Raw genomic sequence first — 23,941 nt, forward strand, 5'->3', positions numbered from 1 at the left:
GCCGTTCAGGCGGTGGCGGTCTGGTCCGCCAGCTTCTTCGCCACCGCCAGCACCTCCGGCAGGATCCGCGTCACCGCGTCCTTCGTCAGGCGACCCTCCGGGCCCGACACCGACACCGCGGCCAGCGTCGGGCCGCCGATCACCGGCACCGCGATGCAGCGCACCCCGAGCTCCTGCTCCGACTCGTCCAGCGCGAACCCCCGCGCGGCGATCTCGTCGAGCGAGTCCAGCAGCTCGACCGGGTCCGTGATCGTGTTCGGCGTGTACGCGGGCAGGCCGGTGCGGTCCAGCAGCGCGCGCACGTCGTCGCGCGGCAGTTGGGAGAGCATCGCCTTGCCCACGCCGGTGCCGTGGGGCAGCAGGCGGCGGCCCACCTCGGTGAACATGCGCATCGAGTGCTTCGAGGGCACCTGCGCCACGTAGACGACCTCGTCGCCGTCCAGGACGGCCAGGTTTGCCGTCTCCTCCACCGAGTCAACCAAGGCCGAGAGGAACGGCCGGGCCCAGGTGCCGTACTGGCGGGAGGCGGTCTCGCCGAGGCGGATCAGGCGCGAGCCGAGGGTGTAGCGGCGGTTGCTGTTCTGGCGGACGTAGCCGAGCGTGACGAGGGTGCGGATGAGGCGGTGGATCGTGGGGAGCGGCAGGCCGGAGGAGACGGCCAGCTCGGAGAGCGAGGCCTCGCCGCCTGCGTCGGCCAGGTGTTCCAGCAGGTCGAAGGCACGTTGCAGGGACTGCACGCCACCTGTGGACACGTGCGGCTCCTCTCGTTGCCGTTCCGCAATGCAGAAACTATAGTCCACACAGCAAAACCCGAGAGAGGTGGATCCAGGTGCAGGTCCTCACCGAAGAGGCTCTTGAGTTCGTGGCGAAGCTGCACGAGGCGCACGCCGCGCGCCGGGACGAGCTGCTGGCGCGACGCAAGGAGCGTCGGGCTCTCGGGTTCCTCCCGGAGACCCAGGAGGTCCGCGACGGGGAGTGGCAGGTGGCGGCCGCGCCGGAGGCGCTGCGGGATCGGCGGGTGGAGATCACCGGGCCCACCGAGCGCAAGATGACGATCAACGCGCTCAACTCCGGGGCCAAGGTGTGGCTCGCCGACCTGGAGGACGCGAACACGCCGCACTGGGACAACGTGGTGCAGGGGCAGGTGAACCTGTACGAGGCGGCGCGCGAGACCATCGAGCACACCTCGCCGGAGGGCAAGGAGTACAAGCTCAAGGGCGGGCCGTACCCGACGATCGTCGTGCGGCCGCGCGGGTGGCACCTGGACGAGCGCAACCTGCAGTTCGGCGGCAAGAACGCGGTCGGTGCGCTGGTCGACTTCGGGCTGCACTTCTTCCACAACGCGGAGCTGGGCAAGCCGTACTACTACCTGCCCAAGATGGAGTCGCACCTCGAAGCGCGGCTGTGGAACGACGTCTTCACCACCGCGCAGAAGCTCAAGGGCGTCCCGCACGGCACGATCCGGGCGACGGTGCTGATCGAGACGATTCCCGCCGCGTTCGAGATGGAAGAAATCCTCTACGAGCTGCGTGGCCACGCATCGGGGCTCAACGCCGGACGGTGGGACTACCTGTTCAGCGTCATCAAGTACTTCCGGGACGCGGGTGCGGACTACGTGCTGCCGGACCGCAACAGCGTCACGATGACGGCGCCGTTCATGCGTGCGTACACGGAGCTCCTGGTGAAGACCTGCCACAAGCGCGGGGCGTTCGCCATGGGCGGCATGGCCGCGTTCATCCCGAACAGGCGCGATCCGGAGGTCACGGAGAACGCGCTGCGCAAGGTGCGCGAGGACAAGACGCGCGAGGCGACGGACGGGTTCGACGGGTCGTGGGTGGCGCACCCGGACCTGGTGCCGATCTGCCGCGAGATCTTCGACGGCGTGCTCGGCGACAAGCCCAACCAGATCGACAAGCAGCGGCCCGAGGTCAGCGTCACGGCCGAGCAGCTGCTGGACTTCAAGTCGGCCGGTGGCGGGGCCACGCGGGCCGGGCTGGAGAGCGCGGTCGACGTCGGCGTGCGGTACATCGCGTCGTGGCTCGGCGGCAACGGTGCGGCGGCCATCCACAACCTGATGGAGGACGCGGCCACCGCGGAGATCAGCCGCAGCCAGATCTGGCAGTGGGTCAACAACGAGGTCGTGCTCGACGACGGCACCCGGGTCACCGCGGACGTGGTCAGGGAAGTGCTCGCGAGGACGAAGGACGGGCTCGACGGACCGCACGTCGCGGCGGCCGCGGAGCTGTTCGAGCAGGTCGCGCTGTCGGAAGACTTCGTGGACTTCCTGACACTGCCCGCCTACGAGCGCATCTGATGTACCGGACATCGCTGTCGCCCGACGACGTCGCGCGGGTCACGGCGCGGCTGTCCACTGTGGAACGCAAGGTGCCGGTGGGCCGCCAGCCCGTGCACACGTGCTACGTGCCCGCCGGGCGCATCATCGGGTCCACGATCGACGACTGGGGCCGCGAGGCGCTGGAGTCCATCGACGAGGACCTCCTGCCGGACCTGCCCGACGGCGTGCTCGACCGGGTCCGCGCGAAGCTGAGCCGGGAACCGGTCGAAGACCTCAGGATCGACTTCGAGGACGGCTACGGCGCGCCCGAGGACGACGTCGAGGACATGGACGCCGAGAGCACCGCGAACATCGTGTCCCGCTGGCTGGAGAACGAGACCGCGCCGCCGTCGTTCGGGCTGCGGATCAAGTCGTTCGACACCTCGGCGTCGCGCGAACGCGGCCTGCGCACCCTCGACATCTTCCTGACAGCACTGGAGGAGGTCCCGCCGGGTTTCGTGATCACCTTCCCGAAGGTGACCTCCGCCGACCAGGTCGAGGTGTTCGCCGACGTGCTCGACCTCTTCGGCGGGGACCTGAGGTTCGAGATCCAGGTCGAGACCACGCAGTCCGTTGTGGACGGCGAGGGCCGGCTCGCGATCCCGCGGTTCATCGCCGCGGGACGGGGCCGGGTGACGGGTCTGCACTTCGGGACCTATGACTACACGGCGGGCTGCGGGTTGTCCGCGGCGCAGCAACACCTGGCGCACGGCGCGTGCGACTTCGCCCGGCACGTCATGCAGGTCTCCGCTGCCGGGACCGGGGTCCGGCTGTCCGACGGGTCGACCAACGTGCTTCCGGTCGGCGACCGGAAGCAGCAGGGCTGGCAGACCCACTACGCGCTGACCCGGCGGTCGCTGGAGCACGGTTTCTACCAGGGGTGGGACCTGCACCCGGCACAGCTGGTCACGCGCTACGCGGCCGTGTACGCGTTCTACCGGGAAGGTTTGGACGCGGACGCCAAGCGGCTGAAGGACTACGTCGAACGCGTCTCCGGAGGCGTGCTGGACGAGCCGGCGACCGCCCAGGCGCTGTCGTCGTTCTTCCTCCGCGCGGTGGACTGCGGTGCGCTCGACCCGGTGGAGGTGCAGGCCGCGACGGGCCTCGACGAACCAGCCCTGCGAGGTCTCGCCACCCGGTCAGCCTGAGCGCTGCTCACCCGTTCAGGTGGTTCTGTCAACGGGTGTCGAATGTTGTGGGCAATGGGTGCAGGGTGGCTCCCATGAGCATGCGAGCCGGTCTGTGGACCGGGCTGCCGGACCTCGACGCGGCGGAGCACAAGTACCAGGTCGTCGCGTGCGCAGCGGATGTGGACACGGTGATCGGGCTGCTCGGACGGCCGCAGTGCAACGACGGGTCGCTCGACCACTTCGGCCGGCCGCTCACCGCCGAGGGGGACCCGGACCACAACGTCGTGCTCGCCGTGCGCGGCGGGTGGGGCTACATGTACTACGTCGACAACGTCTTCATGGGCTGGCCGAAGGGGTCGCCGGAAGCGCCGTACGTCAACGAGAAGTACACGGACTTCCCGCCCGGCGTGGGGGTTCCGCTGGGGTTGTACCGGCAGCTGCTGGTGGAGTTCATGACGACGGCGCAGCGGCCGACCGGCGTGGACTGGTACAGCGAGGCCGACCTGTTCCACTCGTGGCGTGACCAGCAGATGTCGTTGCGCACGAGCGAGAACCGCTGACGATCCAGCTGGTTCAATGGCCTCATGAAGGCTGTGGTGATCGGTGGGGGAATCGCCGGCTTGCTCGCCGCTCGGGTGCTGACCGAGACCTGCGACGACGTGGTGGTGCTGGAGCGGGACAGGCTGTCCGACGAGCCCGAGTACCGGGCCGGTGTGCCGCAGGGCAGGCACGTGCACGGGTTGCTCGTGCGCGGCGGCGAGCTGCTGGAGGAGCTGTTCCCCGGTCTGCGCGACGAGCTCGTGGCGCAGGGCGCGGTGCTCGCCGACGCGGGGGACATGCAGATCCTCAACCCCCTCGGCTGGCTCTCCACGGCGCCCACGGGCATGCCGCTGCTGTCGTTGAGCCGGCCGTTGCTGGAGACGTGCATCAGGCGCCGGGTCACCGCCGAGATCGTGGACGGCGTGCACGTCACCGGGCTGTCGTTGCGCGATGGTGTCGTGGACGGGGTGCTGACGCGCGACGGAGAGGTCAAGGCCGACCTGGTCGTCGACGCGTCCGGCAGGTCGTCGAAGCTGTCCGCCTGGCTCGCGCAGGCCGGGATCACCGCGCCGGAACCCGAGGTGGTCGACTCCCGCACCGGGTACGCGACCCGGATCTACACCGCCCCGGAGGACTTCCCCGTGGTGTACGCGGAAAGCCTGTCCGCACCCGACCTCACGCGGGGCGTCGCGGTGATGCGGGTCGAGGGGGACCGGCTCATGGTCACCGCGCAGGGCGCCGCGGGCGACCACCCGTCGAACGACGTCGAGAGCTACCGGGAGTTCCTGGAGTCGCTGCGGGTGCCGATCTCGGCGATGCTCGCCGACGCCGAACCGCTCACGCCCGTGTACCTCTTCGCGCGGACGGCCAGTCGCCGCAACGCTTTCGAGGCCACCGCGAACTGGCCGGGCGGGCTGGTCGCGGTGGGCGACGCGGTGTGCGCGTTCAACCCCGTGTACGGGCAGGGGATCACCGTCGCGGCGATGGAGGCGTTGTTGTTCCGGCGGCACCGGGACTTCAGCGCCAAGGGGTGCCGCCGGTTCCAGCGCGAGGTCGCGCGGACCTCGAGCGGGACGTGGGCGATGTCCAGCAACGCCGACCGCGGCTGGGCCGAGGCCAAACGCGGTGGCCTGCTCGCCTGGTACCTGAAGAAGTGGCAGGCCGGGATCGTGCACGACCCCGACCTGTTCCGCCGCTTCGTCCGGGTCGTGCACATGGTCGCGTCGCCCGCGAGCCTGCTCAACCCGGTGGTGTTCAGAAGGCTGGCAAAGTACTCCAGGCAAGACCGGCGTCCGGCGCGTCGTCCCGCAGCACCGAGCCCTCGATGAGGCCGTACGGGCGGTCGGCGGCGTAGAAGACCTCGTTGTCGTTCTCCAGGCCGAACGGGCTCAGGTCCACCGGGAAGTGGTGCTTGTTCGGCATGGAGAGCCGCACCTCGGCGACCTCGGGCCGGGTGGTCAGCACCGCCTCGCCCATCGCGTAGAGCGTCTGCTGCAACGACAGGGAGTGCTTGTCCGCGAACGTCTTCAGCATCGTCAAGCGGATCTCCGTGAACGACTTCGCCCAGTCCACGTCCGTGCCGGCGTACCGCCACCGCGCGGTCACCGACGTCGCGAGGATGCGGTCGTCCGTCTCCTTCAACGTCGTGTACGGGTCCTTCGGGTAGCCGTGGAACTCCGACCCGGTCGACTTCAGCACCACCAGGTCCCGCACGCCCGACACGACCCACGCCTGCGAGCCGTCGATCGTCACGGCGGTGGTGCGCTTCTCGTTCGAGCCCTGGACGAACGAGTGGTCGTGGCCGTCGATGCGGTTCCACGAGTGTTCGTCGACCAGGATGCGCGCGCCGGTGATCGGCTCCTGCGAGCCCACGAAGTGCCGGCCCAGCCGCAGCGCGAAGTCCTCGATCTCGCCGACCGGCGCCTCCTTGGCGAAGGCGTAGACGGTGTTCTTCTGCGTGTCGGTGGCGAGCACCTTGGCGTTGTCACCGGTGAGGTGCGTGTCGGCGAGGTCGCCGCGCAGCGACGTGCTCACCGTCAGGTCCTTGATGGTGTGCACCGAACCGTTGCGCGACACCGTGACGAGGCGGTTCTCCGCCTTGCCGTACTGGTTGGGGCCCAAGACGATGGCCATGTTCGTTCAGCTCCCGATCAGCTTCTGCAGCCGCAACGCGGCGATCTTCGCGAGTTCGTCGTTGACGACGCGGAGCTCGACCTCCGGCGGGTTGTCCATGCGTGAGGACAGGTTGCCGAGCATTTCCGCACCGCTCAGGCCGGTGGCGCACACCAGGTAGATGTGCCCGAACCGGTCCTCGTACGCGGCGTTCGCAGCCGCCAGGCGATCAGCCTGGGAGCTGTCCACACCGGACTGTTCGGACCGCGACCACCTCGCCGACACCCCACCTGTCTTCTGTCGTTCGCCGATGCGCGGGTGCCCGGCGATCGCGCCGAGCACCTCCTCGTCGGAAAGTCCTTGTGCGGCACCCGAAGAAGCCGCGAGGAGAGCATCCATCGACGCGTAGGGCCTGCCGGCCACCACCGCGTCGACCCAGCGGGGTACCGCGAGGCACTCGGTGAGCAGAGGGCGGAGCTCTGACTCCGGGGCGCTGTTGAAGCTCTCCACGGCTCTCCAAGTTTCTACATCGCGGAATTGAACTTCCACATTCTTGACCGGTGCGTCTCGGGATGTCTAGTGTCTCCGTTGTACGGAATCCAACTTCCGCTATGTGGAAGGAATCCCCCACGATGTTCGACGCCAACCTGTCCATGCTCTTCACCGAGCTGCCGTTGCTGGAACGCCCGGCAGCGGCGCGGGCCGCCGGGTTCGACGCGGTCGAGATCTGGTGGCCGTTCGCGGACGCCGTACCGGAGACGCGCGAGATCGAGGCGTTCGAGGCGGCGATCGGGGACGCGGGTGTGCGCCTGGTCGGCCTGAACCTCTACGCGGGCGACATGCCCGCGGGCGACCGCGGCCTCGCGAGCTGGCCCGGCCGCGAGGTCGAGTTCCGCACCAACGTCGAGGTCACCGTCGCGATCGCGGCCCGCCTCGGCTGCCGCACCCTCAACGCCCTGCACGGCAACTTCGAGACCACCGCGCAGACGATCTCGAACTACCGCTTCGCCGCCGACGTCGCGGCCGAGGCCGGGGCGCAGATCGTGCTCGAACCGCTCAGCGGCGCGCCGCACTACCCGGTCAAGACCGCCCGGCAGGCGTTCGACCTGATCGACGAGATCGACCGCGGCAACGTGAAGCTGCTCGCCGACCTCTACCACCTCGCCACGAACGGCGACGACCTCGACACCCTCGCCGACCACGTGGACCGGATCGGTCACGTGCAGATCGCCGACGCTCCCGGACGCGGTGAGCCCGGCACCGGCGAGCTCGACCTCTTCGGGCACCTCGCCAAGCTCCGCGCCAACGGCTACACGGGTTTCGTCGGCGCCGAGTACAAGCCCGTCACGAACTCCTTCTCCTGGAGGGACAACGCATGACCACCATCGGTTTCATCGGCCTCGGCATCATGGGCAGCCCGATGGCGGCCCACCTGGTGGCCGCCGGGCACGACGTCACGGGCTTCGACCTCAGCTCCGCTTCGCTCGAGAAGCTCGTCGCCGCCGGCGGCAAGGCCGCGTCCTTAGCACAGGAGGCCGTGAGCGGCGCCGAGGTCGTCATCACGATGCTGCCGAACCACCCGCAGGTCGAGGCCGTGATCGACGAGGTGACGTTCGACGACGGCACGCTGCTGATCGACATGAGCACGATCCGCCCGTCCACCTCCATTGAGATCGCCCAGAAGCTCAGCAACGTCCGCGTGCTCGACGCGCCGGTCAGCGGTGGTCAGGCGGGTGCCCAGCAGGCGGCGCTCTCCATCATGGTCGGGGGGAACGAGGCCGACTTCGCCGCCGCCAGGCCGTTCCTGGAGGTCGTCGGCAAGACGGTCGTCCACGTCGGACCGCACGGCGCCGGCCAGGTCGTGAAGGCCGCGAACCAGCTCATGGTGGGCGGCATCTACGCCCTGGTCGCCGAGGCGATCGTGCTGCTGGAGGCGTCCGGCGTCGACCCCAAGGCAGGCCTGGACGTGCTCGCCGGCGGTCTCGCGGCGAACCGGATCCTCGACCTCAAGCGCGAGACGATGATCGCCCGCGAGTTCCAGCCCGGTTTCCGGATCGACCTGCACCACAAGGACATGGGCATCGCACTGGACGCGGCACGCGCCGCCGACGTGGCGCTGCCGGTCACCAACCAAATCGCCGCACTGGTCGCGGCGGCACGCGCGCAGGGCTACGGGTCGCTCGACCACTCGGCGCTGCTCAAGGTCATCGAGAACTTCGCGGGAAGGGCCTGACAGATGCCGAAGATCCCAGTCATGCAAGCGGTCGTCGAGGTCCTCAAGTCCGAGGGCATCGACACCGTGTTCGGCTGCCCCGGCGCCGCGATCCTCCCGCTGTACAAGGCGATGGAGCAGGACGGCTCGATCGAGCACCTGATCGTGCGCCACGAGGAGGGTGCCACGCACATGGCCGACGGCTGGTCGCGCACGACCGGCAACGTCGGTGTCGCGATCGGCACCTCGGGCCCGGCCGGCACGAACATGATCACCGGTCTCTACACCGCGCAGGCCGACTCCGTGCCGATCCTGTGCATCACCGGCCAGGCCGCCGTGTCGAAGCTGCACCAGGAGGCGTTCCAGGCGGTCGACATCGTCTCGATCGCGGCGCCCGTCACGAAGTGGGCGGTGCAGGTCAGGGAAGCCGCGCAGATGCCGTGGATCTTCCGCGAGGCGTTCCGGATCGCCCGCTCCGGCAGGCCCGGTCCCGTCCTGATCGACCTGCCGATCGACGTGCAGAAGCAGGAGATCGAGTGGGACCCGACGATCGACGAGCCGTTGCCGGTGGCGAAAAGCGCGCCCTCCGACGCACGGGTGGAGCGCGCGCTGGAGATGCTGCTGGCCGCCGAACGCCCACTGCTGCTCGCCGGTGGCGGTGTCATCCTCGGCGAGGCGGCCGCCGAGCTGCTGGACCTGGCTGAGCTCCTGCAGATCCCGGTCCAGGCCACGCTGATGGGCAAGGGCGCGGTCGACGAGGACCACCCGCTCTACGCGGGCATGACCGGCATCCAGACCTCACAGCGCTACGGCAACGCGTCGTTCCTCGAGTCCGACCTGGTGCTGGCGCTCGGTGCGCGGTTCGGCGACCGGCACACCGGTGACCTCGCGACCTACCGCGGTGACCGGAAGTTCATCCACGTCGACGTCGAGCCGACCCAGATCGGCAAGGTGTTCGGACCGGACCTCGGGATCGTCGCGGACACCAAGCTGTTCCTGCGGGCGTTGCTGGAGAAGGCGCGTGCGCACGCCCGTCCGGCGGGGGCGTGGGTCGAGCGGTGCCAGGAGCTCAAGCGGACGCTGCTGCGGCGCGAGGACTTCGACACCGTGCCGGTCAAGGCGCCGCGGGTGTTCAAGGAGATCAACGAGTTCTACGGCCCGGACACCTACTTCGTGACCGCGATCGGGCTCTACCAGATCTGGTCGGGCCAGCACCAGAAGGCGCACAAGCCGCGGCACTACCAGGTCTGTGGCCAGGCCGGCCCGCTCGGCTGGGAGATCCCGGCGGCCATCGGCGTCAAGAAAGCCCGGCCCGACGCGGAGGTCGTGGGCATCGTCGGCGACTACTCGTTCCAGTTCCTGGTCGAGGAGCTGGCGGTCGGCGCGCAGTACGACGTGCCGTTCGTGCTGATCATGCTGAACAACGAGTACCTCGGCCTGATCCGGATGGCGGAGGACCACGGTGGCTACGACATGAAGTACGAGGTCGACATCCACTACGACACCACCGGCTCGGACAACGTGAAGATCATGGAGGCCTACGGCTGCTCCGGCATCCGGGTCGCCGATCCCGGCGAGATCCGCTCCTCGCTGGAGTGGGCGCGCAAGGAGGCCGACCGCACGCAACGGCCGGTGCTCGTCGAGGTCATGATCGAACGCGAGGGCAACACCGCGAACGGCACCTCCATCGCCGCGATGAAGGAATACGAGCCGATCCCGTGAGTCGAGTGATCTCCAAGGTGGTCGTCGCGCCGGACAAGTTCAAGGGCTCGCTCACCGCCCCGCAGGTCGCCGCCGCCGTCGCGCGCGGCCTGCGGGAGGCGGCCCCCGGCCTGGACGTGCGCTGCCTCCCGGTGGCCGACGGCGGACGGCACGGTCGACGCCGCCGTCGCCGCCGGGTTCATCCGGGTCGGCCGCTGGGTCACCGGACCCGTGGGCAAGCCGGTGCCCGCGTCGTTCGCGGTGCGGGACTCCACCGCCGTGGTCGAGGTGGCCGCGGCGGCCGGGCTGACGTTGCTGGAGGAGCCGGCGCCGCTCGACGCCACCAGCTACGGCGTCGGCGAGCTGCTCAAGGCCGCGCTCGACCTCGGCTGCACCACGGTCGTGCTCGGGCTGGGTGGCAGCGCGTGCACCGACGGCGGCGCCGGCATGCTCGACGCGCTCGGCGGGACCTCGTTCGGCGGTGTCGACCTGGTGCTCGCCTCGGACGTGGACAACCCGCTGCTCGGGCCGTCCGGTGCGGCCGCCGTCTACGGTCCGCAGAAGGGCGCGTCACCCGAGCAGGTGCAGGTCCTCGAAGAGCGGCTGGCGGCGTTCGCGCAGCGGATCGGGCCCGAGCTCGCGGACCTCCCCGGAGCAGGCGCGGCCGGTGGGATCGGGTTCGCGGCGCTGTCCCTGGGCGCGCGGTTCCGGCCGGGCATCGAGGTGGTGCTGGAGCTGGCCGGCTTCGCCGAGGCGGTCGCCGGTGCGTCCCTGGTGATCACCGGCGAGGGCTCCCTGGACGCCCAGACCAGGCACGGGAAGGCGCCGTACGGGGTTGTGAAGGCCTCCGGTGACGTGCCGGTGGTCGCGGTGGCGGGGCAGTGCTCGGTCGAGCCCGGTGAGCTGGGGCTGGAGGCCGCCTACGCGTTGCTGGACGTCGAGCCCGACCTCACCCGGTGCCTCGCGCGGGCCGAGGAGCTGCTGGTGGGTCTCGGCGGTCGCATCGCGCGCGACCGGGTGTCAGAGTGAGGGACATGGACCTGGTGTTCCGCGCCCGCAGGGTGATCACCCCGCAGGGCGAGATCGCGTGTGACGTCGGTGTCGTGGACGGCCGGATCGCCGCCGTCGAGCCGTTCATCGAGTCGCCGAACGTCGTGCGCCTCGCTGATGACGAGGTGCTGCTGCCCGGTCTCGTCGACACCCACGTGCACGTCAACGACCCCGGCCGCAGCGAGTGGGAGGGGTTCGAGACCGCGACCCGCGCCGCCGCGGCCGGTGGCGTCACGACGATCATCGACATGCCGCTCAACAGCATCCCGCCGACCGTCGAGGTCGAGGCGCTGGAGATCAAGCGCAAGGCGGCGGCGACCGTGTCGGTGGACGTCGGGTTCTGGGGCGGGATCGTCCCCGGCAACCTCGCGGACCTGAAGCCGTTGCACGAGGCCGGCGTCTTCGGCTTCAAGTGCTTCCTGCTGCACTCCGGTGTCGACGAGTTCCCCGCGGTGACGGTGCCGGAGCTGGAGACGGCGTTGCGGCAGCTGGCCACGCTCGACGCGTTGACGATCGTGCACGCCGAGGACGCGCACACGGTCCGCGACTCCGAACCCGACTACCTGGGGTTCCTCGCGTCGAGGCCGCGCGAGGCCGAGAACAAGGCGATCAGCGACGTCGTCGAGCTGACCCGCAGGACCGGTGCCCGCACGCACATCCTGCACCTCTCCTCGGCGGACGCGCTGTCGCTCCTGGAGGCCGCGAAGCGCGAGAGCCTGCCGATCAGCGCCGAGACCTGCCCGCACTACCTCACGTTCACCGCCGAGGAGATCCACGACGGGCAGACCGAGTTCAAGTGCTGCCCGCCGATCCGCGAGGCGGCCAACCGCGAGGCGCTGTGGCAGGGGCTCCGCGACGGTGTGATCGACCTGGTGGTGAGCGACCACTCGCCGAGCACGGTCGAGCTGAAGGCCGGCGACTTCGCCACGGCGTGGGGCGGCATCGCGTCGCTGCAGCTCGGCCTGCCCGCGGTGTGGACGGGCGCTCGTGACCGGGGTTTCCAGCTCACCGACGTGGTCCGCTGGATGGCCGCTCACCCGGCGCGCCAGGCCGGGCTGGCGTCGAAGGGCGCGATCGAACCCGGCAAGGACGCCGACCTCGTGGTGTTCGCGCCGGACCAGACGTTCGTGGTGGACAAGAACGCGCTGCACCACCGCAACCCCGTGACGCCCTACCACGGCCGCTCGCTGAGCGGCGTCGTGCGGCAGACGTGGTTGCGCGGCAAGGAAGTCGGTCAGATTCAAGGCAAGCTGCTCAGAAGAGGAGAAGCATGACGGAGTGGACCCGGCTGCCCGATCTCGCCTCGCGCGCGGTCGGAGGTGGTGTGGTGTGGGCGAACGACGAGCTGTTCGCCGAGCGGGAGAACCTGGTCAAACCCGCCGAGCCGGTCTACCGGAGCTACACCTTCGGCCACAAAGGACAGATCTACGACGGCTGGGAGACGCGGCGCCGCCGTGAGCCGGGCGTCGACCAGGCGGTGATCCGGCTCGGCCTGCCGGGCGTGGTGCGCGGGATCGTCGTCGACACGGCGTTCTTCAAGGGCAACTACCCGCCGTTCTGCTGGGTCGAGGGCGCCCAGGTCGAGGGCTACCCGGCGGCCGACGAGATCACCGAGTGGTTCCCGCTGGTCGAGCGGTCGGCGTTGAAGGGCGACGAGAAGCACTTCTTCGACGTCACCGAGGGCCGCCGGGTCACGCACGTCCGGCTCACCATCGACCCCGACGGCGGTGTCGCCCGGCTGCGCGTGCACGGTCAGCCGGTCGCCGACCCGCGCCTGCTCGTCGGTGGTGTCGACCTGGCGGCGCTGGAGAACGGCGCGGTGGTCGCAGGCTGCAGCAACATGTTCTACAGCTCGCCCAACAACCTCATCGCCCCTGGTCAGGCCACCGTGATGGGTGAGGGCTGGGAGACCGCGCGCCGCCGGGACGAGGGCAACGACTGGGTGTCCGTGCAGCTCGCGGCGGCCGGCGTGGTGCGGCTGGTCGAGCTCGACACCAGCCACTTCAAGGGCAACGCGCCGGGCTGGGCCTCGGTCAGCGGCTGCGACGCGCGCCAGGACCCGGACGCGTGGTTCGACGTGCTGCCGCGGACCCGGCTGCAGCCCGACACCCGGCACCGGTTCCCGGTGGACAGTCCCGAGGTGACGCACGCACGCCTGGACATCTATCCCGACGGTGGCATGGCAAGGCTCCGACTGATCGGTACGCCTACGAGTGATGGGCTATCACACCTTCAGGCGGTGTGGGCCGAAACGACCAACTGACGGTGGTTGTACGACCACGGTCTGATTCATCGCCATACTTCGGTCGGTTGTCCACGTCACACTAACGGTGGAAGCGTTTCCTCTCGCCAGATCGGGGATCTAGGGAGGAAATCCATGCAACCGATGATGCGCGCCTTCTCAGTCGCGCTCGCGAGTTCTGCATTGGTTCTGGGCGTGACGCCGCTCGCCACTGCGGCTGGACAGAGGCAGCCGGAGCTGTTCAACGTCGGTGCGATCGACTGGAAGCCGTGCGAGGAGGTGCCGACGATCGACTGCGGGTTCCTCACCGTGCCGATCGACTACGCCAAGCCGAACGGGGAGAAGTTCCAGCTGGCCGTGTCGCGCCGCAAGGCGAACGACCCGGCGCAGCGGATCGGCGCGATGGTGATCAACCCCGGTGGACCGGGCGGTTCGGGTGTCGACTTCTCGTTCGGCGCCGACCGGTACTTCAGCAAGGAGATCGTCGACAAGTTCGACGTCATCGGGTTCGACCCGCGCGGTGTCGCCCGCAGCCAGCCGATCAAGTGCTCGCTCGACCTGCTGCAGAAGACGCCGTCCGCGTACCCGGCGTCGAAGGCCGAGTTCGACCAGCTGGTCGCGTTCAACAAGGAGCTGCGCGAGGACTGCCGCAAGCAGTCCGGCGCCATCTTCGACCACGCCTCCACCAAGGACGTGGCGCACGACATCGACTCGATCCGGCGCGCGCTGGGCGAGAAGAAGATCAACTACTACGGCATCTCCTACGGCACGATCATGGGCCAGCACTACGCGGAGCAGTACGGCCGCAACATCCGCGCCATGATCATCGACTCGAACATGGACCACAGCCTCGGCACGTGGAAGTTCCTCGAGACCGAGGCGCGTGGCGCGGACGACATGTTCAACGAGTGGGTCAAGTGGAGCGACCGCACCCCGTCCTCGCCGTTCCACGGCAAGGACCTCCGCAAGATCTGGAAGGACCTGCTCGCCAAGGCCGACCGCGGTGAGCTGGTCGGCGAGGGCGGCCGCAAGATCACCGCGGAGGACCTCGGCGCCAACGTCGTCGGCATGGGCTACGGCCCGGCGTTCAAGCAGTTCGCCGACTGGGTCGCCACGCTCGTCGCCGGTGCGCCGGCGCCCGCCAAGGCGTTCGCCGAGGGTGAGGTCGCCGAGAACCCGTTCGCGGGCATCTTCTGCAACGACTACAACCTGCGCGTGAGCTCGTGGGGCGAGTACCAGGCCCTCAACGCCATGGAGAACCGCGTCGCGCCGAACACCCGTGGTTCGTCGATCGGCCACGGCGCCATGATGGGCTGCGTCGGCTACCCGAAGGCCACCAACCCGCAGCACCCACTGAAGATCAAGAACGCGCCGAAGATCCTGCTCACCAACGCGCGCTACGACACGGCCACGGTCTACGAGTGGGCGGTCAACGCGCACAGGCAGTCGCGTGACACCACCGTCTTCGTCACCTACGAAGGCTGGGGCCACGGCGTGTACGACCGCAGCGAGTGCACGCTGAAGATCAACAACGAGTACCTGGTCTCGCTGAAGCTGCCGCGCAACGGCACCAGGTGTGCCGCGGTGGAGCCGCCGGTCGAGCCGTCCGTGATGTCGGCCAAGCCGAAGGTCACGGTGGGCCCGTTCTAGTCCGTCACTGTTCGTGAACCGCGCCCCCGGTGTGTACGCCGGGGGCGCGGTCCGCGTCACGGCGGGGGACACGTCTCGTGACCGCATCGACGCCGTGAGGTTGCGGAATCGACGCCGTGAACCTCGCGAAACGCGGACGTAACAAGCCCGCCCCGACAGTTCACCTCGGCGAAACGTTCTGCGTAAGCGCGTGAAACAGGACATACCGATGCTCCCTGCAACCGACGTGCAGTGGAGGTCGAAGTGGATACAGGGGACACCGCCTGGGTGCTCACCAGCGCCGCCTTGGTGCTGCTGATGACGCCGGGCCTTGCCTTCTTCTACGGAGGCATGGTCCGTTCGAAGAGCGTGCTCAACATGATCATGATGAGCCTGGGCGCGATGGCCGTGGTCGGTGTCCTGTGGGTGCTCTTCGGGTACTCGACGGCATTCGGCGCGGACGTCGGCGCGGGCCTGCTGGGCAAGCCGTTCGAGTTCTTCGGCCTGGACGGGCTGCTCGGCGCCGACTCGCTGGCCGGCAAGATCCCGAGCACCGCGTTCGTGGCGTTCCAGGCCATGTTCGCGATCATCACGGTCGCGCTGATCTCCGGTGCCATCGCCGACCGCGCGCGGTTCGGCCCGTGGCTGCTGTTCGCGGGTCTGTGGGCCACCGTCGTCTACTTCCCGGTCGCGCACTGGGTCTTCGACTTCGACGGCAAGGACGCTGACGGCAACGTCATCGACCCCGGTGGCTGGATCGCCAACAAGCTGCTCGCGATCGACTTCGCCGGTGGCACCGCGGTGCACATCAACGCCGGTGCCGCGGGTCTCGCGCTCGCGATCGTGCTCGGCAAGCGCGTCGGCTGGCCGAAGGAGCCGATGAAGCCGCACAGCCTGCCGCTGGTCGTGCTGGGCGCCGGTCTGCTGTGGTTCGGCTGGTTCGGGTTCAACGCCGGCTCCGCGCTGGGCGCCAACGGCCTGGCCGGTGTCACGTTCATCAACACGCTCGTCGCGACCTGCGCCGCGGTGCTGGGCTGGCTGCTCACCGAGCGCATCCGCGACGGCAAGGCCACCACGCTCGGTGCCGCGTCGGGCATCATCGCCGGTCTGGTCGCCATCACGCCCGCCTGCTCCTCGGTCACCCCGATCGGCGCCATCGCGATCGGCGCGATCACCGGTGTCCTGTGCGCCCTCGCGGTCAGCCTCAAGTACCGCCTGGGCTTCGACGACTCGCTCGACGTCGTCGGCGTGCACCTCGTCGGTGGCCTTTCCGGCACCCTCCTGATCGGTCTGTTCGCCAGCGAGGCGGCCCCGGCCAAGATCAACGGCCTGTTCTACGGCGGCGGCTTCGACCAGCTGTGGCGCCAGGCCGTCGGAGCGGTCGCGGTGCTCGCGTACTCGTTCGTGATCAGCCTCGCCCTCGGCTACCTGATCAAGTTCACCGTCGGCTTCCGCGCCGCGGAGGAGGCCGAGGTGGCGAGCATCGACGAGGCCGAGCACGCTGAGCGGGCGTACGAGTACGGCAGCCTCACCAGTGCGCGGGGTACCGGCAAGCCGAGCGTGGCCGCGGGTGCGACCGCGGTCCTCGAGGGGAGCAACAAGTCATGAAGCTGGTCACCGCGATCATCAAGCCGTTCACGCTCGACGACGTGAAGAGCTCCCTGGAACAGCTGGGGGTGCTGGGCATGACCGTCAGCGAGGTGCAGGGCTACGGCCGCCAGAAGGGCCACACCGAGGTCTACCGCGGCGCCGAGTACTCGGTGGACTTCGTGCCCAAGATCAAGATCGAGGTCGTCGTGGACGACACCGCAGTCGACAAGGTGCTGGACGCGGTGGTCGAGGCCGCCCGCACCGGCAAGATCGGCGACGGCAAGGTCTGGGTCACCCCGGTCGACGCCGTGGTGCGGGTGCGCACCGGCGAACGCGGATCGGACGCGCTGTAGAAAACCGGGGGAGACGGTCCGTGGAGAACAACGAAACGGCCGTCGTCACGGCTGACGACCTGGTGCGAGCACGCGAACGGCTGCTCGTGCCAGGTCGTCGTCGCTTGGCCGCCGAACCGCTGCGCGAGGCACTCGTGGACCTGCACGAGTTCTGGCTCACCAAACACGCGGGCGGAGCGGGGATATCCGGATCGGGTATCGCGCTGGTGGCGGTCGGCGGGCTGGGGCGGCGAGAGCTCGTGCCCTACTCCGACCTCGATCTCGTGCTCGTGCACGGCGGCGTCAAGAACATCGACGAGATCGCCGAGAAGCTCTGGTACCCGCTGTGGAACTCCGGCATCGGCCTCGACCACTCCGTCCGCACGGTCGGCGAGGCGCTGCGCGTCGCGGCCGGTGACCTGCGGACCGCGTTGGGGCTGCTGGACGTCCGGCACATCGCGGGCGACCAGGAGATCACCAGGAAACTGGCGGACGGCGCGCGGCAGGCGTGGCGCGGCAACGTGCGCAACCGCCTCGACGAGATCGCCGAGTCCTCGACGAAGCGGTGGGCGCGCAGCGGCGAGATCGCGCACCGCGTGGAACCTGACCTGAAGCACGGCCGTGGCGGGTTGCGGGACATCACGATCCTGGACGCGCTGTCGGTCGCCCAGCTGGTCGACCGGCCGTCGGCGGACGTCGACGAAGCCCGCAAGCTGCTGCTGGACGTGCGCACCGAACTGCGCCGAGTGGCCCGGAAACCGCGCGACGTGCTGCGGGCGCAGGACGGTGACGAGGTGGCCTCCGGGCTCGGGCTGGCCGACCGGTTCGCCCTGGCCCGTTCGCTTTCCTCCGCCGCGCGTACGGTCGTCTACGCGTTCGACGTGGCGGTGCGCGCGGCTCGGGCGGCGGTGCCGAAGCGGGGGCTCGGGGCGTTCCTCCGGGGGCAGCCGCCGCGCAGACCGTTGGATGAAGGCGTTGTGCTGCACGGGTCAGAGGTGTCTCTGGCCCGTGACGCGATTCCGAGCCGTGATCCGGCGTTGTTGTTGCGTGTCGCGACGGCGGCGGCGCGCTCGAAGCACCCGATCGCGGCCGGCACGCTGACCAGGCTCGCGGACTCGGCGCCGGAGCTGCGCCAGCCGTGGCCGCGCGAGGCCCGCGAGGAGCTGCTGGCGTTGCTGGGCAGCGGCAGCGGACTCGTGGACGTCGTGGAGGCGTTGGACCGCACGGGGTTGTGGGGCCGGCTGTTCCCGGAGTGGGGTGCCGTGCGGGACCTCCCGCCACGCGACGCCGCGCACATGTGGACGGTCGACCGGCACCTGGTGCAGACCGTCGCCCACGCGGCGCGGCTCGCGACCACGGTGTCGCGGCCGGACCTGTTGCTGCTCGGTGCATTGATCCACGACATCGGCAAGGGACGGCAGCAGGACCACTCCGAGGTCGGGGCGGCGCTGGCCACGGCGATCGGTGAGCGGATCGGGCTGTGGCCGCAGGACATCGAGACGTTGTCGGCGCTGGTCCGCCACCACCTGCTGTTGCCGCACACCGCGACCCGGCGCGACGTCGAGGACTCCGCGACCGTGCACCGCGTGGTGGAGACGCTGAACGGTGACGCGGTCCTGCTGGAGCTGCTGTCCGCGTTGGCGGAGGCCGACTCCCTGGCGACCGGCCCCGGCGTGTGGACGGACTGGAAGGCCGCGCTGCTGGCCGACCTGGTCGCGCGCTGCCGCACGGCGATGGCGGGCGACGCGTTGCCCAAACCGGAACCGCTCGACCCCGCGCACGTGGCGATGGCCGAACGTGTTGCGGCGTCGGGGAAACCGGACGTGCTGCTGGAGAAGCAGGACCACGCGGCGGTCGTGACGGTGCTCGCGCCGGACCGGCCGGGCATGCTGTCCAAGGCCGCGGGCGTGCTCGCGCTGAACTCGCTGGAGGTGCACGCGGCGACGCTGCGCTCGCACGGCGGGGCGACGGTCGACGCGTTCACGGTCTCGCCGCGGTTCGGCTCGCTGCCCGACGCCGCGTTGCTGCGCGAACAGCTGGCCAGGACGATCGAGGGAACGTTGCCGCTGGCCGACAAGCTCGCCGCCAAGGAACGCGACTACGGCGGCCCGCCGCTCGACCCACCACCCGCCCGCGTGCTGTGGTTCGACGACGAGGCGACCGGCGCGGTCGTGCTGGAACTGCGCGCGGCGGACCGGATCGGCCTGCTGCACCGGGTCGCGGGCGCGTTGGAGCAGTGCGGTGCCGACGTCCGATGGGCGCGCGTGTCGACACTGGGCGCGACCGTCGTGGACTCGTTCAGCATCGCCGGCTCCGAGCTCGACCGGCGGCGGATCGAACGCGCCGTCCTCGACGCGGCCAGGTAGCGGATGAGTAGCTCTACGCACAACCACTCGGGGTGCTCACGCTCCTGCGGCGTTCCGGAACAGGGCAGTCTTCTCCTCGTCCGGGAAGAGTCCTTCGAGGGGTGGACCGCTTCCCGGGCGGAGTAGCCCGGCCGGGGCAGGCCGGCGGCACGGGTTGGTGGGGCTGGGGGAGGCACCGCACAACCTGGACACCGCCGTCCGGCTCCGGCCGCGGTTCTCCCGCTCTGAACCGGGGTGCCCCTCGCCCCGGCCCCGTCCACCGCCGTCCGGCTCAACGACGCGGGCCTCGTCGCCGGCACCGTCGGCTCCTCCGCCGCCACCTGGACCGCCACCGGAACCCAGACCGTCCTTCCCACCCTGTCCGGCCCGACCACCACCCGCCCCACCGCCTGACCGAGAACGGCCAGGTCATCGGCGTGGCCACGTTCCCGGACAACACCTACCGCGCCGTCGTCTGGCGCTGACGGTGTCCAAACGCGGTGGCCAGGTGCTCCTGGTCACCACGAATTTCCTGTGCATTCGGTGATAAATCGGACCAAACTGAACGAGAGGGTCAGCCGAGACGTCTTCTAGGACATGACCGCCGTGTTGAACGCGCAGACCACCGCCGTCCGAGTGCAGCCCCGCTCACTCGTCGTCCTCGCCGGCATCCCCGGCGCGGGCAAGACGACGCTGCTCACCCGCCTCGACGCGGACGAACCGGTCACCGTCCTCGACTCGGACCAGGTCCGCACGTTCCTGGAACCCCGCATCCCCCTGCCCTACAAGTACTGGCGGATCGTCGTCCACCTCACCCACCGCCTGCGCGTCTTCTGGGCCGCCTTCTTCTGCCAGGGCCTGCTGGTGGTCCACGAGCCCTCCACCCGCCCCGGCACCCGCTTCATGCTGGTGCTGGCAGGCCTGCTGTCCGGCCGCCCCCGCCACTTCCTGTGGCTCGACGTCTCCCCGGCTCAAGCGCTGGACGGCCAGATCGCCCGCCGCCGCGTCGTGCGCACCCACGCGTTCGAACGGCACGTGCGGCGCGGCGTGGAGATGCGCGAACGGTTCGAGTCGGGCTGGGTCCCGTTCGGCTTCCGGTCGGTCACGCTGCTGACGCGAGCGGGCACGTCCGGCGGCCTGCGCGTCAACGTGGGCTGATCCGCTTCCGCGCCTCCGCGACGAGGTCCTGGACGTCTGTGCTCTCAGCCGTGCCTGCCAGCGGATGAGTGGTGCCGTCCGACGTGTCCCAGTACCGGACCGTGCAGTCCGCCGAGCCGGTGACGGCGAGGCCGTCCGGTGACCACAAAGCCGCCTGGACCGCATCGCTGTGGCCGATGAGCGCGGTACGTTGACCACCGGTGACCGGGTCCCACACCCGTGCCGTGCAGTCCTTGGACGCGGTGAGCAGACTGCGGCCATCTGGTGACCACGCCGTGGAGGTGATCTCGTCGAGGTGTCCGCGCAGTTGGGTCTCTTCGGTGAGCACGTCGGTCAGGCGCAACAGGATGGTCGTCCCGTCGGCGCACCCGGCTGCGAGGAGCGCACCGTCCGGGTGCCATGCGAGCGAGGTGAACTTCCTCGGTGCGCGGAAGGTGCAGCACGTGGCGCTCATCGAGTTGAGAGTGATCAGGTTGTCCTCGCCGGCCACGGCGAACAGCTCCTGAACCGGATGCCAGGCGACGGCCCGCAAGGTGCCGGTGTGCTTGGTCCACTGCGGGCTCCGCTGGAGGTGCCCGTCCGCGTCGTAGACCCACGGCAGCCGGCTGCGGTCGATCGAGACCACCGCGAGAAGTGATCCGTCGCGGGACCAGTGCCCGTCCTGCACCAGGTCTCCGGCGTCGAACAGGTGTCGCAGCTGCCCGAAGTCGCCGTCCACCAGCTGGACGGTCGTTCCGGCGCCGGCAGCGAACCTGCTCCCGTCCGGGCGCCACGCCGCGAACCTCGCCGGGTGGTTGGTGAACGTGACGCTGTCGCGGTTCACCGCCGTCGTCCAGGGCGTGCTGATCAGTCCGACGGCTGAGGTCGCCGCGCTGCCGACGACCAGTTTCCGGTCGAGCGGGTGCCAAGCGAGCGATCCCACGGGTCCGCCGGTGCGGAAGCCGCTGCGGTGAGGTTCGGACCCGATCTTCCAGACGCGGTGGACCCCGTCCTCGGCAACGGTTGTCAGCCGATCGCCCCGGTGCGACCACTCCAGGTCCAGCACACCCCGTTCGTGCCCGCGCAGCTTCAGCACCACCTTTCCGGACACCGCGTCCCAGACGTGCACCGCCCCGTCCGCCGACCCGGTGGCGAGCCTCGTGCCTTGTGGTGACCAGCGCACCCGCCGCAACCCGTCGGCGCGTCCCTCGAGGCGACGTTCCCGTCCGGCGGGCTGGTCGAACCCGATGACGGAGATCGTGCCGTCGTCCCTCGCCCCTGCGATCCAGTTCCCGTCAGGGGACAGGTCGGCGTCGCGCAACCCCACCGGGTCGTCCTCGGCCACGCACCAGTGCACGTCGGCCGGGTCGTGGTGCTGGTTGCCCACCTCGCGCAGGTGCACACTGCCGTTCGGGTATGCCACCAGCACGTGCTCGCCGGTCGAAGTCAGTCGTGCGGACACCGGTGGGCTGGGCAACTTGAAGGTGCGAGTCGTCCGTTCGGCGTGCGTCGAGGACAGCCGCAGCACATCTCCGACCGCACTGGTCGTGATGACGTTCGTCTGAGACCAGGCGATCGACCCGATCGGACCGGCGGCGTCGCGGAGGTCGTCCTGTCGCTCGCCGGAGTCGGCGTTCCAGGTTCGCACGGTGCATTCGTTCGACCCGGTCACGAGCAGGGCGTCGTCGGGTGACCATCTCACGGCAACGGCGTTCCGGCTGAGGACAGCGCGGAGCAGGTGCGTCGCCGCCATCGCGTGCAACAGGGCCTGCCGCCAGCCTGACAGGTCTGGTGCGTGCAGGAACAGCCACACGGTCAGGTCGTCGCCGGCGAGCATGCGGAGCGTGTCGCGCGGTTCGAGAGCGCTCGCCCGATGCACCTCGGTGTCGGCCCACAGCTGAATCGACTGCCGCAGCAGCCCGACGGCATCACGGGTGAAGTCCAAGGCCGTGAGCGTCTCCTCCAAGTGCGGCCACAGTTCGGCGAACTTCGACTCGGGCGGAGACAGGACGCCCAGCAGCGTGGCCAGGCGTGAGGGTGCGATGAGCTGGTCCGAGTGCTTCGTCCACTCCGCGGCGACGTCCTCGACCTCGCGCCAGACCCGCAGCACCGCGTGGTCGCGTTCCAACTCCTCACGGAACCGTGGCCAGTGCACGAACAGGCTCTCGTGTGCCACCTGGAGCGTCTGCCGGGTCGTGGTGAGCACCCGGTTCGTGATGAACGGGTCCAGCACCTGCCGGTCTTGCGCTCTCAAGTCGTGCATCCGCAGTGCCCGCCTGGTGAACTTCCCGCTCTCGTCCACGGCCACAAGTCGGCGCAACGTGCGCAGCACTCGCCGTTCGGCCTCGCGCACCGGTGGCCACGACCCGTCCTGGTCCCGCACGAGATCTCGCGCCAGCGCGAACGCCTCGTCGGCCTGGCGCCGGAGCACGTCCATGACCCGACCGGACGCGACGTACTCGGCGCGGGTGATCGGACGTGGTGGGCGCAGGCCGTCCGGGTTGACGTGCCGCCACAGGTTTTCCAGCGCGAAAGCCAGCAACGGCAACGACTCTCCGGTCGCGTCCTCCTGGATCAAGCCCAACGCGGCGTCGTCGACGTGCCACCCGAGTCCGCGCAACGGGCCGTTCACCACCATCGGCAAGTCGGCCTTCGTGAGCGGGGTGACGAGGAAGTCGTCGCGAAGCAGCGGTTCGATCTCCGCCTGCCGCATCAGCTCGTCGAGGAAGTCCGACCGCACGGTGTAGACGACCCAGGCCTTGCCCCTGCTGGCTTCGACCAGTCGCTCGACGAGTGCTGCGGCCTGCGGTGCCAGCCGGTCGGTGGCACCCGACAGCAGCTCCTCCGCTTGGTCGAGCACGACGAGCGTGCGGCCAGGGCGTTCGATCGGCGGCAGCACACCGTGCGAGGGCGTGACCGGACCGGCGATCGTCCAGCCCTCTCTCCGCAGCAGCGGGATGAGACCAGCGCGCACCAGCGATGACTTGCCCGCACCCGACGGGCCGATGACCGCGAGGGCGCCGGACTCGCGCCGGCCCAGCAGGGGTTCGGCGAGTCGCTGGATGTCGTTCTCCCGACCGAAGAAGAGCGAGGCCTGGTGCTCGTCGAACGGCTTCAGGCCGGGGAACGGTGAGGTGGTGCCCGCCGCCTTGCCCACACCGGCCCGTGCCAGGGCCTGCAGCACCGTGTCACGAGCCGCCGCCAACGACACCGGGTCCGCCGCGTCGACGCGATGCGCCTGCAGGTCGTTGAGGACGGCGCGACCTTGTGACCCGCTGAAGAACTCGATGCACGGCGAGAGGGGCTTGCGTTCGCGGAACACCGACGTCTCCCAGATGCACCACTCGGAGGAGGAGCCGGGCGACGTGACGACGATCAGAGCTTCGGCGCCGAGCAGTTCGCGGCGCAGGCTGTCCTTCCACGGAAGCGAGACAGTGGGGCCCGATCCGGGGGCCGTGTACGCGTGCACGTCCTCGTAACCGGCGGTGAGGAGAGCTTCGCGCAGGTGGAGCGCGATGATGTCGCCCTCGTCGTGGCCGTGGTAGCTGACGAAGATGCGCCCCATGCGCTGCATCCTGCAGCAATC

General features: G+C 69.8%; 19 protein-coding genes and 1 pseudogene. 16 read left to right on the forward strand and 4 right to left on the reverse strand.

Annotation, left to right across the window (positions count from 1 at the left end; genetic code table 11):
• Positions 1 to 5: 5 nt before the first annotated feature.
• Positions 6 to 752, reverse strand: a complete 747-nt coding sequence (locus BBK82_RS21870) for an IclR family transcriptional regulator (protein WP_065916669.1) — start codon at positions 750 to 752, stop codon at positions 6 to 8.
• A 77-nt stretch (positions 753 to 829) separates the two neighbouring features.
• Between BBK82_RS21870 and aceB the strand changes: the two genes are divergently transcribed.
• The 4 genes from aceB to BBK82_RS21890 all read left to right on the forward strand — a co-directional run bounded on the left by aceB (position 830) and on the right by BBK82_RS21890 (position 5,333).
• Positions 830 to 2,314, forward strand: coding sequence for a malate synthase A (aceB, locus tag BBK82_RS21875; RefSeq protein ID WP_237048306.1), 1,485 nt, complete (start codon positions 830 to 832; stop codon positions 2,312 to 2,314).
• Positions 2,314 to 3,483: a DUF6986 family protein gene (locus BBK82_RS21880; RefSeq protein ID WP_065916671.1), complete on the forward strand. Its 1,170-nt coding sequence runs from the start codon at positions 2,314 to 2,316 to the stop codon at positions 3,481 to 3,483. Before aceB ends, BBK82_RS21880 begins: the two co-directional genes overlap by 1 nt.
• 74 nt (positions 3,484 to 3,557) lie before the next feature.
• The gene (locus tag BBK82_RS21885; RefSeq protein ID WP_065916672.1) at positions 3,558 to 4,025 is read left to right on the forward strand and encodes an Imm1 family immunity protein; all 468 of its coding nucleotides are present in this window, start codon (positions 3,558 to 3,560) and stop codon (positions 4,023 to 4,025) included.
• A gap of 24 nt (positions 4,026 to 4,049) precedes the next feature.
• A complete protein-coding gene (locus tag BBK82_RS21890) occupies positions 4,050 to 5,333 on the forward strand; it encodes an NAD(P)/FAD-dependent oxidoreductase (RefSeq protein WP_065916673.1) in 1,284 nt (427 codons plus the stop codon).
• Here BBK82_RS21890 and pucL read toward each other — a convergent pair.
• Both pucL and uraD read right to left on the reverse strand, forming a co-directional pair.
• The gene (gene pucL, locus BBK82_RS21895; protein ID WP_065916674.1) at positions 5,260 to 6,138 is read right to left on the reverse strand and encodes a factor-independent urate hydroxylase; all 879 of its coding nucleotides are present in this window, start codon (positions 6,136 to 6,138) and stop codon (positions 5,260 to 5,262) included. The two genes, BBK82_RS21890 and pucL, sit on opposite strands and share 74 nt — an antisense overlap.
• Before the next feature lie 6 nt (positions 6,139 to 6,144).
• Positions 6,145 to 6,627, reverse strand: coding sequence for a 2-oxo-4-hydroxy-4-carboxy-5-ureidoimidazoline decarboxylase (gene uraD / locus BBK82_RS21900; protein WP_065916675.1), 483 nt, complete (start codon positions 6,625 to 6,627; stop codon positions 6,145 to 6,147).
• Positions 6,628 to 6,749: 122 nt separating this feature from the next.
• Between uraD and BBK82_RS21905 the strand changes: the two genes are divergently transcribed.
• The 12 genes and pseudogenes from BBK82_RS21905 to BBK82_RS21955 all read left to right on the forward strand — a co-directional run bounded on the left by BBK82_RS21905 (position 6,750) and on the right by BBK82_RS21955 (position 20,376).
• On the forward strand, positions 6,750 to 7,496 hold the full coding sequence (locus BBK82_RS21905) for a hydroxypyruvate isomerase family protein (RefSeq protein ID WP_237048307.1): 747 nt from the start codon (positions 6,750 to 6,752) through the stop codon (positions 7,494 to 7,496).
• Complete coding sequence (locus BBK82_RS21910) at positions 7,493 to 8,350, forward strand: NAD(P)-dependent oxidoreductase (RefSeq protein WP_065916677.1); 858 nt, start codon at positions 7,493 to 7,495, stop codon at positions 8,348 to 8,350. Before BBK82_RS21905 ends, BBK82_RS21910 begins: the two co-directional genes overlap by 4 nt.
• A gap of 21 nt (positions 8,351 to 8,371) precedes the next feature.
• Complete coding sequence (gene gcl / locus BBK82_RS21915) at positions 8,372 to 10,051, forward strand: glyoxylate carboligase (protein ID WP_065921248.1); 1,680 nt, start codon at positions 8,372 to 8,374, stop codon at positions 10,049 to 10,051.
• A gap of 17 nt (positions 10,052 to 10,068) precedes the next feature.
• Positions 10,069 to 11,059 (forward strand): annotated as a pseudogene (locus BBK82_RS21920) (glycerate kinase family protein).
• A 5-nt stretch (positions 11,060 to 11,064) separates the two neighbouring features.
• Positions 11,065 to 12,354, forward strand: a complete 1,290-nt coding sequence (gene allB / locus BBK82_RS21925; protein WP_065916678.1) for an allantoinase AllB — start codon at positions 11,065 to 11,067, stop codon at positions 12,352 to 12,354.
• Positions 12,351 to 13,343: an allantoicase gene (alc, locus tag BBK82_RS21930; protein ID WP_065916679.1), complete on the forward strand. Its 993-nt coding sequence runs from the start codon at positions 12,351 to 12,353 to the stop codon at positions 13,341 to 13,343. The genes allB and alc overlap by 4 nt, the downstream gene beginning before the upstream one ends.
• 114 nt (positions 13,344 to 13,457) lie before the next feature.
• Complete coding sequence (locus BBK82_RS21935; RefSeq protein ID WP_065916680.1) at positions 13,458 to 14,972, forward strand: alpha/beta fold hydrolase; 1,515 nt, start codon at positions 13,458 to 13,460, stop codon at positions 14,970 to 14,972.
• 243 nt (positions 14,973 to 15,215) lie between these two features.
• Positions 15,216 to 16,559 (forward strand): ammonium transporter, encoded by a 1,344-nt coding sequence (locus tag BBK82_RS21940; protein ID WP_065921249.1) that lies wholly within the window; start codon positions 15,216 to 15,218, stop codon positions 16,557 to 16,559.
• Entirely contained in the window at positions 16,556 to 16,894 is a 339-nt protein-coding gene (locus tag BBK82_RS21945) for a P-II family nitrogen regulator (protein WP_065916681.1), read from the forward strand. The genes BBK82_RS21940 and BBK82_RS21945 overlap by 4 nt, the downstream gene beginning before the upstream one ends.
• A gap of 20 nt (positions 16,895 to 16,914) precedes the next feature.
• On the forward strand, positions 16,915 to 19,239 hold the full coding sequence (locus BBK82_RS21950; RefSeq protein ID WP_065916682.1) for a [protein-PII] uridylyltransferase: 2,325 nt from the start codon (positions 16,915 to 16,917) through the stop codon (positions 19,237 to 19,239).
• A 234-nt stretch (positions 19,240 to 19,473) separates the two neighbouring features.
• Positions 19,474 to 19,632 carry a hypothetical protein gene (locus BBK82_RS50405; RefSeq protein ID WP_154697428.1) on the forward strand — a complete coding sequence of 53 codons (159 nt, stop codon included), beginning with the start codon at positions 19,474 to 19,476 and terminating at the stop codon, positions 19,630 to 19,632.
• A gap of 183 nt (positions 19,633 to 19,815) precedes the next feature.
• Complete coding sequence (locus BBK82_RS21955; RefSeq protein WP_065916683.1) at positions 19,816 to 20,376, forward strand: AAA family ATPase; 561 nt, start codon at positions 19,816 to 19,818, stop codon at positions 20,374 to 20,376.
• On the opposite strand, the gene BBK82_RS21960 is transcribed toward BBK82_RS21955, so the two are convergent.
• Positions 20,363 to 23,920: an nSTAND1 domain-containing NTPase gene (locus BBK82_RS21960; RefSeq protein WP_065916684.1), complete on the reverse strand. Its 3,558-nt coding sequence runs from the start codon at positions 23,918 to 23,920 to the stop codon at positions 20,363 to 20,365. The genes BBK82_RS21955 and BBK82_RS21960 overlap by 14 nt on opposite strands.
• Positions 23,921 to 23,941: the final 21 nt, after the last annotated feature.

The sequence above is a fragment of the Lentzea guizhouensis genome, assembly GCF_001701025.1.
Classification (GTDB): Bacteria; Actinomycetota; Actinomycetes; order Mycobacteriales; family Pseudonocardiaceae; genus Lentzea; species Lentzea guizhouensis.